The 13,047-nt window shown below is 55.9% G+C and carries 15 protein-coding genes and 1 riboswitch; of the genes, 2 read left to right on the forward strand and 13 right to left on the reverse strand.

Annotation, left to right across the window (positions count from 1 at the left end; translation table 11 throughout):
• Nucleotides 1–13 precede the first annotated feature (13 nt).
• The 11 genes from nrfD to BLQ99_RS01085 all read right to left on the reverse strand — a co-directional run bounded on the left by nrfD (nucleotide 14) and on the right by BLQ99_RS01085 (nucleotide 10,170).
• The gene (gene nrfD / locus BLQ99_RS01040; protein ID WP_171904559.1) at nucleotides 14–1,075 is read right to left on the reverse strand and encodes an NrfD/PsrC family molybdoenzyme membrane anchor subunit; all 1,062 of its coding nucleotides are present in this window, start codon (nucleotides 1,073–1,075) and stop codon (nucleotides 14–16) included.
• Between the two features lie 13 nt (nucleotides 1,076–1,088).
• Nucleotides 1,089–1,796, reverse strand: coding sequence for a 4Fe-4S dicluster domain-containing protein (locus BLQ99_RS01045; RefSeq protein WP_093687261.1), 708 nt, complete (start codon nucleotides 1,794–1,796; stop codon nucleotides 1,089–1,091).
• Nucleotides 1,797–2,179: 383 nt separating this feature from the next.
• A complete protein-coding gene (locus BLQ99_RS14865; RefSeq protein ID WP_171904560.1) occupies nucleotides 2,180–2,323 on the reverse strand; it encodes a hypothetical protein in 144 nt (47 codons plus the stop codon).
• A gap of 18 nt (nucleotides 2,324–2,341) precedes the next feature.
• Nucleotides 2,342–4,189, reverse strand: a complete 1,848-nt coding sequence (feoB, locus tag BLQ99_RS01050; protein ID WP_093687263.1) for a ferrous iron transport protein B — start codon at nucleotides 4,187–4,189, stop codon at nucleotides 2,342–2,344.
• A gap of 24 nt (nucleotides 4,190–4,213) precedes the next feature.
• On the reverse strand, nucleotides 4,214–4,432 hold the full coding sequence (locus BLQ99_RS01055) for a FeoA family protein (RefSeq protein WP_093687265.1): 219 nt from the start codon (nucleotides 4,430–4,432) through the stop codon (nucleotides 4,214–4,216).
• A gap of 147 nt (nucleotides 4,433–4,579) precedes the next feature.
• A complete protein-coding gene (locus BLQ99_RS01060) occupies nucleotides 4,580–5,422 on the reverse strand; it encodes an energy-coupling factor ABC transporter ATP-binding protein (protein ID WP_093687267.1) in 843 nt (280 codons plus the stop codon).
• Between the two features lie 18 nt (nucleotides 5,423–5,440).
• Nucleotides 5,441–6,208: a cobalt ECF transporter T component CbiQ gene (gene cbiQ / locus BLQ99_RS01065; protein ID WP_093687269.1), complete on the reverse strand. Its 768-nt coding sequence runs from the start codon at nucleotides 6,206–6,208 to the stop codon at nucleotides 5,441–5,443.
• A 63-nt stretch (nucleotides 6,209–6,271) separates the two neighbouring features.
• The gene (locus BLQ99_RS01070) at nucleotides 6,272–6,559 is read right to left on the reverse strand and encodes an energy-coupling factor ABC transporter substrate-binding protein (RefSeq protein WP_093687271.1); all 288 of its coding nucleotides are present in this window, start codon (nucleotides 6,557–6,559) and stop codon (nucleotides 6,272–6,274) included.
• The gene (locus BLQ99_RS01075) at nucleotides 6,556–7,299 is read right to left on the reverse strand and encodes an energy-coupling factor ABC transporter permease (RefSeq protein WP_093687273.1); all 744 of its coding nucleotides are present in this window, start codon (nucleotides 7,297–7,299) and stop codon (nucleotides 6,556–6,558) included. The genes BLQ99_RS01070 and BLQ99_RS01075 overlap by 4 nt, the downstream gene beginning before the upstream one ends.
• A gap of 121 nt (nucleotides 7,300–7,420) precedes the next feature.
• A riboswitch (cobalamin riboswitch) is annotated at nucleotides 7,421–7,604 on the reverse strand.
• Between the two features lie 160 nt (nucleotides 7,605–7,764).
• On the reverse strand, nucleotides 7,765–9,036 hold the full coding sequence (serS, locus tag BLQ99_RS01080; RefSeq protein WP_093687275.1) for a serine--tRNA ligase: 1,272 nt from the start codon (nucleotides 9,034–9,036) through the stop codon (nucleotides 7,765–7,767).
• Between the two features lie 147 nt (nucleotides 9,037–9,183).
• On the reverse strand, nucleotides 9,184–10,170 hold the full coding sequence (locus tag BLQ99_RS01085) for an HD domain-containing phosphohydrolase (RefSeq protein ID WP_093687277.1): 987 nt from the start codon (nucleotides 10,168–10,170) through the stop codon (nucleotides 9,184–9,186).
• A gap of 209 nt (nucleotides 10,171–10,379) precedes the next feature.
• On the opposite strand from BLQ99_RS01085, the gene BLQ99_RS01090 reads away from it, so the two are divergent.
• Nucleotides 10,380–11,438, forward strand: coding sequence for a YkvI family membrane protein (locus BLQ99_RS01090; RefSeq protein WP_093687279.1), 1,059 nt, complete (start codon nucleotides 10,380–10,382; stop codon nucleotides 11,436–11,438).
• On the opposite strand, the gene BLQ99_RS01095 is transcribed toward BLQ99_RS01090, so the two are convergent.
• The gene (locus BLQ99_RS01095; protein WP_093687281.1) at nucleotides 11,401–12,273 is read right to left on the reverse strand and encodes an NAD(P)/FAD-dependent oxidoreductase; all 873 of its coding nucleotides are present in this window, start codon (nucleotides 12,271–12,273) and stop codon (nucleotides 11,401–11,403) included. The two genes, BLQ99_RS01090 and BLQ99_RS01095, sit on opposite strands and share 38 nt — an antisense overlap.
• Nucleotides 12,274–12,306: 33 nt before the next feature.
• On the opposite strand from BLQ99_RS01095, the gene BLQ99_RS01100 reads away from it, so the two are divergent.
• The gene (locus BLQ99_RS01100) at nucleotides 12,307–12,651 is read left to right on the forward strand and encodes a hypothetical protein (protein ID WP_093687283.1); all 345 of its coding nucleotides are present in this window, start codon (nucleotides 12,307–12,309) and stop codon (nucleotides 12,649–12,651) included.
• Between the two features lie 121 nt (nucleotides 12,652–12,772).
• Here the strand turns inward: BLQ99_RS01100 and BLQ99_RS01105 are convergent, their stop codons facing one another.
• Complete coding sequence (locus BLQ99_RS01105) at nucleotides 12,773–12,997, reverse strand: ubiquitin family protein (RefSeq protein ID WP_093687285.1); 225 nt, start codon at nucleotides 12,995–12,997, stop codon at nucleotides 12,773–12,775.
• Nucleotides 12,998–13,047 lie beyond the last annotated feature (50 nt).

The raw sequence follows: 13,047 nt of genomic DNA on the forward strand, positions 1-13,047 counted from the left end.
CTCCTCTCCCCTCTTACGCCTGTCGCGCCGAAATTTTGGTGATTACCAGATTAGCCGTCCAGACAATGCCGGCCAAAAAGCCGACCGCGACCAGCCACTCTACGGCGGACGGAACGTAGGCAAGCGACAAGCGGGCATCGTGGAAAGCGGTGGCCAGCCCCGGCAGCGGTTCGACCGCAAACCCGAAGCGGACAAAACTGTATTTATAAGCGGCTAGCCCTAACAAGACCAAAAGCGGCGGCGCTACGGCCAGGCGGCAATCTTTTTTGAGCAGCAGCCCGGCCGGCAGTGCGACACCGGCGATAAGAAACAGGCCCCAAAACGGCCAGGACGCCCACATACTTTTGATAGCAAAAGCCTTTTCCGCCCCGCCCAGACCTGTCACCAGGTGGACGGCCTCAACGGCGACATGGGCGGCTAACGATGCCAGCACCGCTTTTTTCAGGATAAAACCTTCTTCGCTAACGGCTTGCGGGCTGGCCGTCAGCCCGACCAACCAGACCAGCGCGCTGCCGCCGGCCAGGCCCGAGGTGATAAACGCCAGCGGCGTCAAATAGGTGTGCCACAGACTGCGGGCGACCATGCCGCCGAAGAACAGGCTCTCGGCCAGGAGAAAACCGGCGGCGGCCAGGGCGCCCAGGTACATGAATGCCTTTTTGGCATTGGTGAAGAGATAACCGGCCAGACAGGCAAAAAAGACCAAGTACAGCCACGACGCCCAGGCCAGCGGGGAAGAAAACGACGGACTTAAAAAGATATTAAACCCTTTAACCGGCTTGCCCAAGTCAGTACCGATAAATGCCAAACCAATCGCCAGACTGACGCCGGCAGCGACCATGGCCACCGTCGTCAGCTCGCCGCACCGCCCGCCTTGCCGGACAGAGCTGTACAGACCGATCCAGACCGCGCCGGCGGCCGCGCCCACCAGCAGGGCGTACAGGCCGACCCAGAGGCCCCACGGAGTATAAGCGCCATAGTTGGTGACACTCTCGCCCCAGACAAACACCTTGCCGAGCGCCGCCAGAACGCCGGCGGCAAACAGCGCCAAAAGGGCAATATTAACATGTTTTTTCACTTGCTCCACCCCCTCAGATGTAGTAGACCTGCGGTTTATTGCCCGTTTCTTCTTTGAGGCGGTATGGCTTATTGGCGGCCATCACTTGGCGGATCAACGACTGGTCGTCGGTCAGGTCGCCAAAATAGGTTGCCCGCCCGATGCAGGTCGCCACGCAGACTGGCAGCAGCCCCTTGGCCAAGCGGCTGGTGCAGAAATGGCATTTACGGGCGCTGCCCACCACGGCCGCGTGTTTGGCATCCCGCCGCCACGCCTTGCCGTATTCATAGGCAACGGCTTTTTCGTATTCCTGGACGGCGGGCGTGCCGTCAGTATAATAGGCCCCGGCGTCAAACGTGCGGGCGCCGTAAGGACAGGCGGCCACGCAGGAGCGGCAGCCAATACACTTGGTATAGTCGATGGTGACGATGCCATCCGGCCCTTTTTGCGTGGCTTTAACCGGACAGACGGGCACACAGGACGGGGTTTCGCACTGAAAACACGGCCGGGGTAAAAATTGCCGTTTTACATTGGGAAACTTACCGCTCTCAAGGTCAATGACCGGACGGTACACCACCCCTGGCGGCAGCTTGTACTCGGCCACGCAGCCAATAGTACAGGCATGGCAGCCGATACACTTGCGCGTGTCAATGAGCATGCCCCATTGCCGCTTTTCCGGCGGTTTTTGCAGCGCTTTGGCCAGGTCACGCTGCATAATGAGCAGGACGTCCTCTTTCTCCATAAACCTTCCCCCTTAGCCCTTTCTCCTTCGCCAAATATGGGCAGGCACCGTACGAATGCCCTATCGGCTACGGGTATGCCGCAGCTCGGAGAAAAGTAATAGTTTCGTACAAAATAATTATCTCATTATCTGACAATTTGGAATATCGGGGGATTCCTTGCATTTTGTCGGGGAAAATCCTGACGGTAAGAAAAAGCGCTAGCGTGCATTATTAACAAAACCGCAAAGGACGCTAAAGACGCAAAGGGTATACCGGGCGCGCCGCCTGTCGCGCAAAACAGAAATATACTTTGCAGAGCTTCGCACTCTTCGCGTACTTGGCGGTTAAAATATACTTTCCGATATAGCAAAAAGAGACAGCACTTGGCTGTCTCTTTTGTGCTTTACCCGCCGCATTTGCCTTTTTCCCGGCAGCGGCTGCAGCTGCCGCTGCAGCTCGCAAGCAGCAGCTTGTTGCAGCGCGGGCAGCGCACGGCTTGCTGTTGGGTAATAACATATTGGCACTGGGGGCAAACTTGTTTATCCATGCGGATGTCACCTCGTCCTTACATGATAATCCGCGCCACGATGCCGCCGACGACAAAGGCCGCAACCCAGGAGCCAATCCAGATGAGCAGACCTTCTTTCCGGCCCCGCTCTTTGAGCATGACGATCATCGAGGCGATGCAAGGCACAAACAGGGTAATGGTCAAGAGGGCGACAAGCGTCTGCTCCGGCGATAAGGTCATGTCGCTGAGACCGGCAGCGCCGAAGTCGCGGCGGATCATGCCCATAATAAAGACGGTAGCCGTTTCGCGCGGCAGCCGCAGCACCCCTTCCGTAACCGGAGCAAGGGCGTTTTGGATAACCTCCAGCAGTCCGGCAACCTGCAGCAGGGTAATCAGGAAGGCGCCCAACATGAAAAGAGGCGACGCCTCCTTGAGGAAAGCATAGGATTTCGTAGCGGTCTTTTTCAGCACGTTTTCCAGCCGCGGCAGGCGGATGGGCGGCAGATCAATCAGCAGTTCCGACGATTCGCCGGGTAAGACGCGGCTGAGAACCCGGCCGACGATGCCCAGTACGATAAGCAGCGTCAAAATATAAATAACCGTGTACTCGACGCCAATACCGGCGAGCAGGCCAACAATAACCCCCAGCTGGGCCGAACAGGGGATGGCCAGCCCCAGCACGGCGGTGGCGATGGTGCGCTCCCGCGCCGAACCCAGGATGCGGGTGGTAATGGTGGCCATGGTAATGCAGCCGAAGCCAAGGATGACGGGAATGATCGCCCGGCCGTTAAGGCCGATAACATTCATCGCCCGGTCAACCAGGGCGGCCAGCCGGGGCAGGTAGCCCGAGTCTTCCATCAGCGACATCAGGAAATAGAAACCGAGGACGAGCGGCAGCATGAGACCGACAATATAAGTAATCGTCAGGGTTAAGAGGCCAAACTCGCCAATAAGAATCGTCCCCAGCACCGAATCTTCGCTTATAAAGCGGCCGACAAACGCGCGCACGGCCGGCTCGTACATCCCCTGCATCACCGTCTCCTCGGTGAAGCCGACGATATCCTGGGCGACAATCACGCCGATAACATAATACATGATTGCCAAGACCAGCACAAAAATAGGGATGCCGGTTAGAGGCTGCAGCATCCAGCGGCCGAGCTTGGTCGAAAAGCGCGTCCCCTCATTGGTCTCCTTGACAACATGGCGCACAATATCATTCACCCGGTGACGCCGCTCATGGTAAATTTCCTCCCGGCGCGTGCCGGGCGCCACGCCGTGCCGCTCGGCAACATGGGGATCGCCTTCCAAAATAAGCAGCGCTTCAGCCCATGTCCCGGCCCGGTTGAGCATTTCCTGCAGGTCGCGCTTGAGGGCGGGCGGGATATTGCCGGTCCGGGCCTCATACAGACGGTTTTTCACTTCTTCAAGGCCTTTCCCCTTAACAGCCACGGTCGGAATAACGGGCACCCCGAGCAGATGTTCAAGGAGATCTATGTCGACGTGAATGCCCTGTTTGGCCGCTTCATCCATCATGTTGACGGCGACAATAACCGGGATGCCGGTGTCGATAACCTGCAGCGTCAGGAACAGGTCACGTTCCAGATGCACGGCGTCGACGACGTTGAGAATAAGGTCGGCGGCCAAGATGACGTCACGGGCCACTTTTTCTTCATCATTAAAGGATGAAATGCCGTACACGCCGGGCGTGTCCAAAACGACGTCCTTGCCGAATCGGCCATAGGAAATATCAACCGTGGTGCCCGGAAAGTTGGAAACGTCGACATACATGCCGGTTAGAGCGTTAAAAAAGACCGATTTGCCGACGTTCGGATTACCGACCAGGACAATCTTTTTCGCACCTTCCGGTATTTCGATATGACTAAGAGAATTATGGCAGCAGTGCATGCGGATTACTCCTTCCTGGAAGCGTTACGCCGGTTTAACTTCGATTTTTTCGGCTAATTTACGGCCGATGGCGATTTCCTGCTTCCCCTTGCAAATGATGATAGGGCCGGCCGGCACCTTTTCGGCGCACTCCACCTCGGCGCCGACGGAAATGCCGAAGCGGATGGCTTGGGCACGAACAGTTTCATTAGGTATGGAAACAATGCTAACTCGTTGTCCCCGTGAAGCTTGGGCAAGTGTCATAATACATTCCTCCTTTGCTATGATAATCATTCTCAGTGCTATCGAAAAAAATAATATAAGCCAACATGGCGCTATGTAATGAGATTTATTCTCAATCATATTATAAAAAAACTACCGATGCCTGTCAAGGAAATTTTTCCGACCGCTTTACTTATATTTCGCCATCACGCGGCCCACCAGTTCAGCCACGCTGCGGGGAGCTTTGTCCCTGCTACTAAAAAAGCCGGCAGCGACCAGGGCGCTGTAGATTTCGCCCACCAACGGCCGGGCAAACCCGAAGGCGGCATGGTCGGAGCGGTTAAGGACCAGCTCCGGCGGCCCGCCGGCCACTATCTGACCCTGCACCAGGACATAGACCAAGTCGGCCCACGACCATACCCACTCTATGTCATGGGTTGCCACGATCAGCGTCTTGCCGGCGCGGGACAGCTCGTCCAAAATGGCCCGCAAGACTGTCGTGCCAGGGTAATCAAGGCCGGCCGTCGGTTCGTCCATGACCAAGACCTCGGGATCCATCGCCAGCACACCGGCTACCGCCACCCGCTTCTTTTGGCCATAGCTTAGAAAATGGACCGGCTCATCGGCAAATTCGGCCATCTGTACCGCCGCTAACGCTGCGGCGGCCCGCTGCTCGGCCTCAGCCGGGGATAACCCCAAATTCATCGGCCCAAACAGCACATCATCGAGAACGCTGCCGGCAAAGAGCTGAGTATCCTGATCCTGGAACACCAGCCCGATCTTCTGGCGCAGGCGAGTTATAAACGCACGGGAATACCGGTATGGCTCGCCCTTAAACAATAGTTGGCCGGACGAAGGATGCAGAATGCCGTTAAGATGTAAAAACAAAGTAGACTTGCCGGCGCCGTTAGGCCCGACCAGGGCAATGCGCGCGCCGGCCGGAACAGTCAGGCTGACGCCGCGCAAAACCAGTTTGTCTTTGCGATAACCAAAGGATATATTTTTCACTTCCAAAATTGGCTGCTGTGACATAAGTTTTTCCTCGTCATGTTAAATAAAGGCTGTTAGGGCTATTCCCGCCAAAACCGCGGCAATGCCGGTCAGGCGTACCGGGCTTACCTGCAGCGTCGGCTGGCGAAACACCAGCCGGTCATGATAGTTTCGGGCCAACAGCGCGATATGCAGCTGACCGGCCATAATGAACGATTTGCGGCCAATGCTGGCGGCGAGCAGGCTGAGCGCCGCTAAAGCCCGCCGGGGATTGGCGTAGCCAAGCCGCGACTGTTGAGCGGTGAAAATCTGGCCAGCCGTAGCCAGGACGACAAAGATAAACCGGTAGGTGAGCAGGGCAATTTCCGCAACCGCCCTGATGCCGGGAACCCGGGACAGATAAGCGACAATGTGGCCTACCGGCGTGGTTGTCGCCAGCATAAACAGACAGGACACTGCCGCCAAACTGCGCAGGAGCAGGAGGGCGGCAGCAGCAATGCCTTCGGCGGTAATGCCTGCATAATAAGCGCCAACCTTTACAGCCCAAAAAGCGGGAAACGGCTTGGCGCTCACACTTGCCACCACGGTCAGTAAACTTACGGCCAGAAAGGTCAGCGGCGCCAACCATAACCTCAGCAAATAGCGGGGAGGGATTTTGGCATAAAGCATAACGCCGTGCATAAGGGCGATGAGCGCCAGCAAGGTCGCCGGTCGGGGCAAGGCCAGCGCCAAACCAAGGCTACCGGCCCCTAAGAGCAGCCTTTCGCCGATACTGATCTGTTTCAAGCGGTTATTATAAGCAAAATAATCAAGCTGCAGCAAAATCACATTATATCACTATCTTCCACTTCATACCTCATACCTCATACTTCATACTTCATACTTCAGACTTCATACCTCATACTTCCTACCCGCTTTTCCCCGCTGGTAGCCGAAAAAGTAGCCGATAATCCCGGCGCCCAGCGCCGCCTGCACCGCAAACAGGAAACTTGCCACTTCGGCTGACGGCGGTTCCCACAAGCTGGTAAACCAGGGCTGATAATCGGGGCGGATACCGGCAATAATATCCTTTACTTTGTCGTCGGCGCCGCCGAAATCGGCATCTTGCTGGACAGCCAGCGGCAAAACGGCGAGGATAATCGCCAACGCCAAAAGAATAATGTTTTGTCTAAGTATCATGCGTTATTCCTCCGCTCGTTCCACCATAAATCAATCAGGCCCAAGGCGTTGTAACGGGTGAGCGTGTTATAGACAACCACGCTCAGTATCCCCTCGCTTACCGCCAGCGGCAGCTGGGTAAAGGCGAAAATGCTGAGAAATTTCGCATAAGCCGCCCAAAAGCCGCCGACCGCATCCGGAAAAGCCAGGGCCAACTGCCCGGCCGTTACCAGGTAGGTAGCCCAATCGCCGAGCATTGCCGCTAAGAAGATGGCTAATTTTTCGGACAAACCCACCCGGCAGGCTATTTTAAAAATGCCCCAAGCCACAAAGGCGCCGGCGACGCCCATGGCAAAAGTATTGGCCCCCCAGGTGGTAAGTCCGCCGTGGGCCAAAAGCAGCGCTTGAAAAAGGAGGACAATGCCGCTTAGTACCGACGACACGGCCGGACCAAAGAGTACGGCGCTCAAGCCCACACCGGTCGGATGCGAACTCGAGCCGGTAACGGAGGGAATCTTTAGCGCTGATAATACAAAAATAAAAGCTGCGGCCAGCCCTAAAATCATCTTGCGTTCAGGATGCACGGCCAACAGGCCGCGAATGCGCCTTACCCCCACCGCCAAACAAGGGGTCACGGCTGCCAGCCAAATGATCGCCTGTTCTTGCGGCAAAAATCCTTCCATAATATGCATGGCGTGCGCCACGGCCGGCGCTATTACGCCGATAACCAAAAAATACCCCACTAGCCCAATTGCTTTCATTTCGTATCCTTCCTTTTCCAGAAGTTAAAACGCAAACAAAAAATCCCTACCCCTTGCCAAGGTAGAGATTTTGCTATGATGTATTCATGCGCAATCCCCTCCCCATCGCTCGTGGGTCAAAGCGGTGATTGTTGAACAGGCAGTTCTTCTGACTTAGGATCATCGCAAAATCTGCGCCTTCCCAGGGCGATTATCCCCAGTGGCTTATTGCAGCTTTGCTCCCCATCACAGCGGCGGGACCGTGTTGGCTTTGCACCAATCTTCCCTATTAAGCCCGGACGGGCACCTGTCCCTTTATTATATGATTGTCTACTTCGAAAACGGTAAATAGAAGCTTAGAGAAGTATGAAGTATGATGTATGAGGTATGAGGTTAAATAATAGTTTTCATTCTTTGTCGGTGTCGTGCTAAACGACATGGGGGTTTTCCCTAAAATTTTACCGTTATCCTGCCATAATTGTCAAGTTATGCCTTGATAACCTCGACGCCCATATACGGCCGCAGCACCTCCGGCACTACCACCGAGCCGTCTTCCTGCTGGTAGTTTTCCAAAATCGCGGCGACCGTGCGGCCGATGGCCACGCCGGAACCGTTCAAGGTGTGCACAAATTCGGGTTTGGCCTTGGCGTCGCGGCGAAACTTGATGTCGGCGCGGCGGGCCTGGAAGTCCTCAAAGTTGGAGCAGGAAGAAATTTCGCGGTACCGGTTGAAGCTGGGCAGCCACACTTCCAGATCATAGGTCTTGGCCGAGGCAAAGCCCATGTCACCGGTACACAAGAGCATGACGCGGTACGGTAGCCCTAACAGCTGCAACACCCGTTCGGCGTTATTGGTCAGTTTCTCCAGCTCATTATATGATTCTTCGGGCAGCGTAAACTTTACCAGCTCTACCTTGTTGAACTGGTGCTGGCGGATAAGCCCCCGCGTGTCGCGGCCGGCCGCGCCCGCTTCCGCCCGGAAGCAGGCGCTGTAAGCCGCATAGTACAGGGGAAGGTCCTTGGCATCGAGAATCTCCTGGCGGTGGAGGTTGGTTACAGGCACTTCCGCCGTCGGAATGAGGTAGTAGTCAAGCCCTTCCAGTTTAAACATGTCCTGGGCAAACTTGGGCAGCTGCCCGGTGCCGACCATGCTGTCGGCGTTAACGATGAAGGGCGGAAAAAATTCGGTGTAGCCATGTTCGCGCGTATGCAAGTCAAGCATGAAATTGATGAGGGCCCGCTCCAGGCGGGCGCCCGCCCCCTTGTAAAAAGTAAAGCGCGCCCCCGTCACCTTGCCGCCCCGCTCAAAGTCGAGAATGCCCAGGCGTTCGCCGATTTCCCAGTGCGGCCGCGGCTCCCAGGCAAACTGGCGCGGCTGGCCCCACCGGCGCACTTCCTGGTTGTCGGTTTCGTCCTTGCCTACCGGCACCGTTTCATGCGGGATATTAGGGATGTTCAGCAAAATGTTGGTTAAATTTGCTTCCACTTCGCGCACCCGGCTGTCAAGGGCGCTGATGCGATCGCCGACCAGGCGCATTTCGGCAATGAGGTCGTCGGCCGGTTCGCCATTCTTTTTGCGGCGGCTGACTTCCTGCGACACCGTATTGCGTTTATTTTTCAGCCCCTCCACTTCGACTAACAGTTCCCGGCGCTGCCTGTCCAGTGCTAAAAACTCGTCCAGGCTGACAGCGACCCCACGGCTGGCCAGCGCCTGCGCCACTTTTTCCGGATTTTCTCGCACAAATTTAATGTCAAGCATAGCATAAACCTCCTAAACCTGTCGGTACCTAAACGGGCGACAATAAAAAAACCCCCGCCTTTATCAGGAGGGACGAAATTTATGTTTATTGTTTAGTTTTCCTTTTTAATCTTACATTATACCGCCAAAAATGTAAAGTCATTCCAGTCAGCTAACGGTTTGGCGGCCGCCGAAACGCCGGATATACTCGATAAAGCAGCGGGCAATATCAGGATCGAACTGGGAACCGGCGCAGGCGGCGATTTCTGCGACGGCGCTCTCAATGTTAAGAGGAACACGATAGCAGCGCACACTGGTCATGGCGTCGTAGGCGTCGCACACGGCCAGCAGACGGCTGAAAAAGGGAATTTGCTCGCCCGCAAGTCCGTCGGGATAGCCCCGCCCATCGTAGCGCTCGTGGTGATGGCGGACAATCTTGGCGATGGCGCCAAAGCCGTCGATTTCGGCCACAATGTCGGCGCCAATGACCGGGTGGTGCTTGATGACGGCGTATTCGCCATCCGTCAACCGCCCCGGCTTATTGAGGACGCTTTCCGGCACGCCGATTTTGCCGATATCGTGGACCAGGCCGGCCAAGTACACTGTCATGATGTCCGTGGTCGGCAGCCGCAGATATTCCGCCAGGCCCACCGCCAAATCAGCCACATTCTCATTATGGCGCAAGGTGTAGGCGTCGCGAGCCTCAATAGCTTTGCAAAAAGATTTAATAATGCTGATATTTATCGATTCAAGCTGCGTTTCCAGCGCTTTATACCGGTCGATTAGGGTATAAGTGCCAAGAGCGTACTGCACTATGCCCTCACTGTCGCGGAAGGTGTAGGTATCGACCGTGAACCAGCAGGGAAAATTGGCGCCACTAAGGCACAGGTAAGCTTCCTTGCCGCGAAACTCCCGCCCCGTCTCGATCGTCTCGAGCAGCGGGCTATGGTAATGACCGGCCGGTATCTTTTTTGTTCCGTTATAAAACAAATCCAAAACAGACCGACCCAGCAGTTCCTCCCGGTCCTTTTGCCAAAGGCGACATAACGCTTCATTGATATAGACAATTTCAAAGTTGCGGTTAATGAGCAGCCAGCCGGTAGACTGCTTGTCCACAACTTTGATAAAAGAATCCCTTAATAAATCTTCTAACATATAGCCGCTCCTTTGTTTATGCGCCGGGGCGGAGTCTGCAAGTTAAAAATAGCGGATAGTGTTACCTTTTGTCTAAATAATTACTTCTTCATTGTACCAGTTTTTTACCAAAAACGTCAACATATCGGGATTTATTCCCAAAAAAATCCACGTCAGAATTCGAGCCGTACATCATACATTTGTACCAGTGACGGCAAAGGAGGAATGTGATGCGCCACGTCCTGGATACCGCCCGCGTAGCGTTCACCTATGTCGGCACGGTTATCGGTGCCGGCTTTGCCTCCGGACAGGAACTGGTCCAATTTTTCGTAAGTTACGGCACTATCGGCCTGACCGGTCTCGCCTTATGCGGCGTGCTCTTCGCCTGGCTGGGCACCTATATTCTCCAGCTCGGCCACCGCCTGCGGGCCAGCGGCTACCACCAGGTGCTAAGCCACACCTGCGGCCGGCCGGCAGGGTTAATCCTCGATAATATTACCGCGTTTTTTCTGTTCGGCGGCCTTACCATCATGCTGGCCGGCGCCGGCGCCGTCTGCCGCGATTACTTTGGCCTAAGTTACAATACCGGTCTGGTTGTCATGGCCATCATTGTCGCGGTGACCGTCATGACGGGCTTGAAGGGCATCTCCCTTATCAATATGATTGTAACCCCGCTACTGGTCATCTCAACGGTTATTATCGGTGTCAACTCCCTAATATACCACGGCATCAGTCCCGACCTCCTCGCCGTACCGCCGCTGCCGGGCCAGCAGCCGGCACCGAACTGGCTGCTGGCCAGCCTGTTGTATGCCTCATATAACCTTATCCTGGGGTCAACCGTCCTTGCCCCCCTTGGCGCCCAGGTCGCCAGCCGCCAGGCGCGGCTGGCCGGCGGGGTGCTGGGCGGTATGGTCCTGACGCTGCTCGGTCTTTTTATTGTAATTGTGACGATGCTCCATTATCCGCGCGTATTAAGCTATGAGGTGCCGATGCTGTACATATCGGAGGCCCAGCAAGGCTGGAACCATTACGGTTATGCCTGCATGCTGATCAAAGCCATGTACAGCACCGCCATCGCCAGCCTGTACGGCTGCACGGCCAAACTCCAGAGCGCCTCCGGTCTGGCCTTTTTGCCCAGCCTGCTTATACTCACGGCGGTCGCCCTGGCTGTTGGCCAATTGGGCTTCGCCAAGCTTATCGGCCTGTTATACCCACTCTTCGGCTATGCCGCCCTTATCTTTACCGTCCGGCTTATTTGGCTTTCGTTTCGAGATAGTTTATGGCGCTGAGCACGGCCACCAATCCTTCACCGGTGGCTTTAGCGATTTGCCAGGGCTTGCCGGTGCAGTCGCCGGCCGCAAACACGCCGGGAATATTGGTGGACAGATCGCGGTTCACTTTAATTACGTCACCATCCATTTCCAGCCCGGCCAAAATATTTTCCACCGGGTCAGACTGACGGAGGATGAAGACGCCATGCACCGGGAGGTCTTCCTTATCGGTGACCAGCCGCTCAACCTGGCTGTCGCCGGTAATGGCCTGAGGTTTGCGGTCAGTCACAATCATGACATTGGCCCGCATGGGCGGTAGTTCTCCCCGGTATTGGGGCAGGTAGTAAACGGTTCGGCACAACTCGCCCAGGTATTCGGCTTCATGTTCGCCCTCTTGGGTATAGGAAATGACGGCGACGTCCTTATCCCTATAAAACATTCCGTCACAGGTGGCGCAATAGCTGACGCCCCGGCCCAGAAATTCGCGCTCGCCGCGGAACAAGGCGGTGGCGACGACGCCGGTGGCGAGAATGACGGCCCTGGCTTGATACATGTTGCCCGGTGTAATCAGGGTAAACGTCTCTCCGGTCGGAAAAATGCTGATCACCTTTTCCTTGATGAGTACCGGGTTGTGGGCCAAACAATGGGCGGCAAACTGCTGCATCATCCCCTGGCCGGTAATCTGGGGCATGCCGAGATAATTGTCGACCAAGTGCGCTTTCTGCAGCTTGGCGCTGAACTCCGACCGTTCGAACAGGGCGACCTCTTTGTTGCGGATGCGGCCGGTGAGGGCTGCCGACAGCCCGGCCGGGCCGCCGCCGACAATGGCAATGTCATAAACTTTTGGGTTCATAGCATACTCCTCCTCGGTGAAAGGGGTGTAAATATGTATAACTACCGGATCACGCGTGTTTCCGGCCTGGCTGTTTTCCGCCTGCTGTTTGTGTCCGGCGCCGTCCTCGGCGGTATCGTCGGTCTGGTTCTGGGTCTAATTGAACGTGAGGCCATCGGCCTGTTGGGCGGTGCCTTTCTCGGCCTGGTCACCGGTATCGGTTCCGGCCTGACCGGCCTGTTCTATGTCTTAATCTTTAACCTCATCGCCCCCCTCATCGGCGGCATCGCCGTCCAGGCGGAAAAGCTGGCCGCGCCGGCTGGCGTGCCAACGGTTGAAACGGACGAAGGCACGGCATGGCCGCCAGACGCCGGCAGCCAACACCGACCAGCCGGCTAATTAACATCAGCTTGTTCTCGTCCTGCTGTTTTTATTCTGCCCCTAATTTGACAAATCCTGCGCGGTTAAACGACACCTCACTGTAAATAGGACAAGCCCTGGCGCAAAAAAGCGCTGGCGATCACCCACCGCACAGTAGCGGCAGGATAATAATAACGCCGTCGGCGGTCAGCTTGTCGTCCGGGCAAACGGCTTGGCCGTTATAGACGACTATCGCTTCGCTAATACCGGTAAGCCCGGCTTCAGCCAAAACTTCGGCGACCGTCGCGCCCGGCGATGCCTGTAGGGATAGCGTTTTCTTATCCGCCGGCAAACGGCACTGAATCTCTATGGTTATCTGCTTCATCCTTCAACCTCCGCCTTATAAGCCCAACTAGCAAACAGTGATTATATAGG

The sequence above is a fragment of the Sporolituus thermophilus DSM 23256 genome, assembly GCF_900102435.1.
Classification (GTDB): Bacteria; Bacillota; Negativicutes; order Sporomusales; family Thermosinaceae; genus Thermosinus; species Thermosinus thermophilus.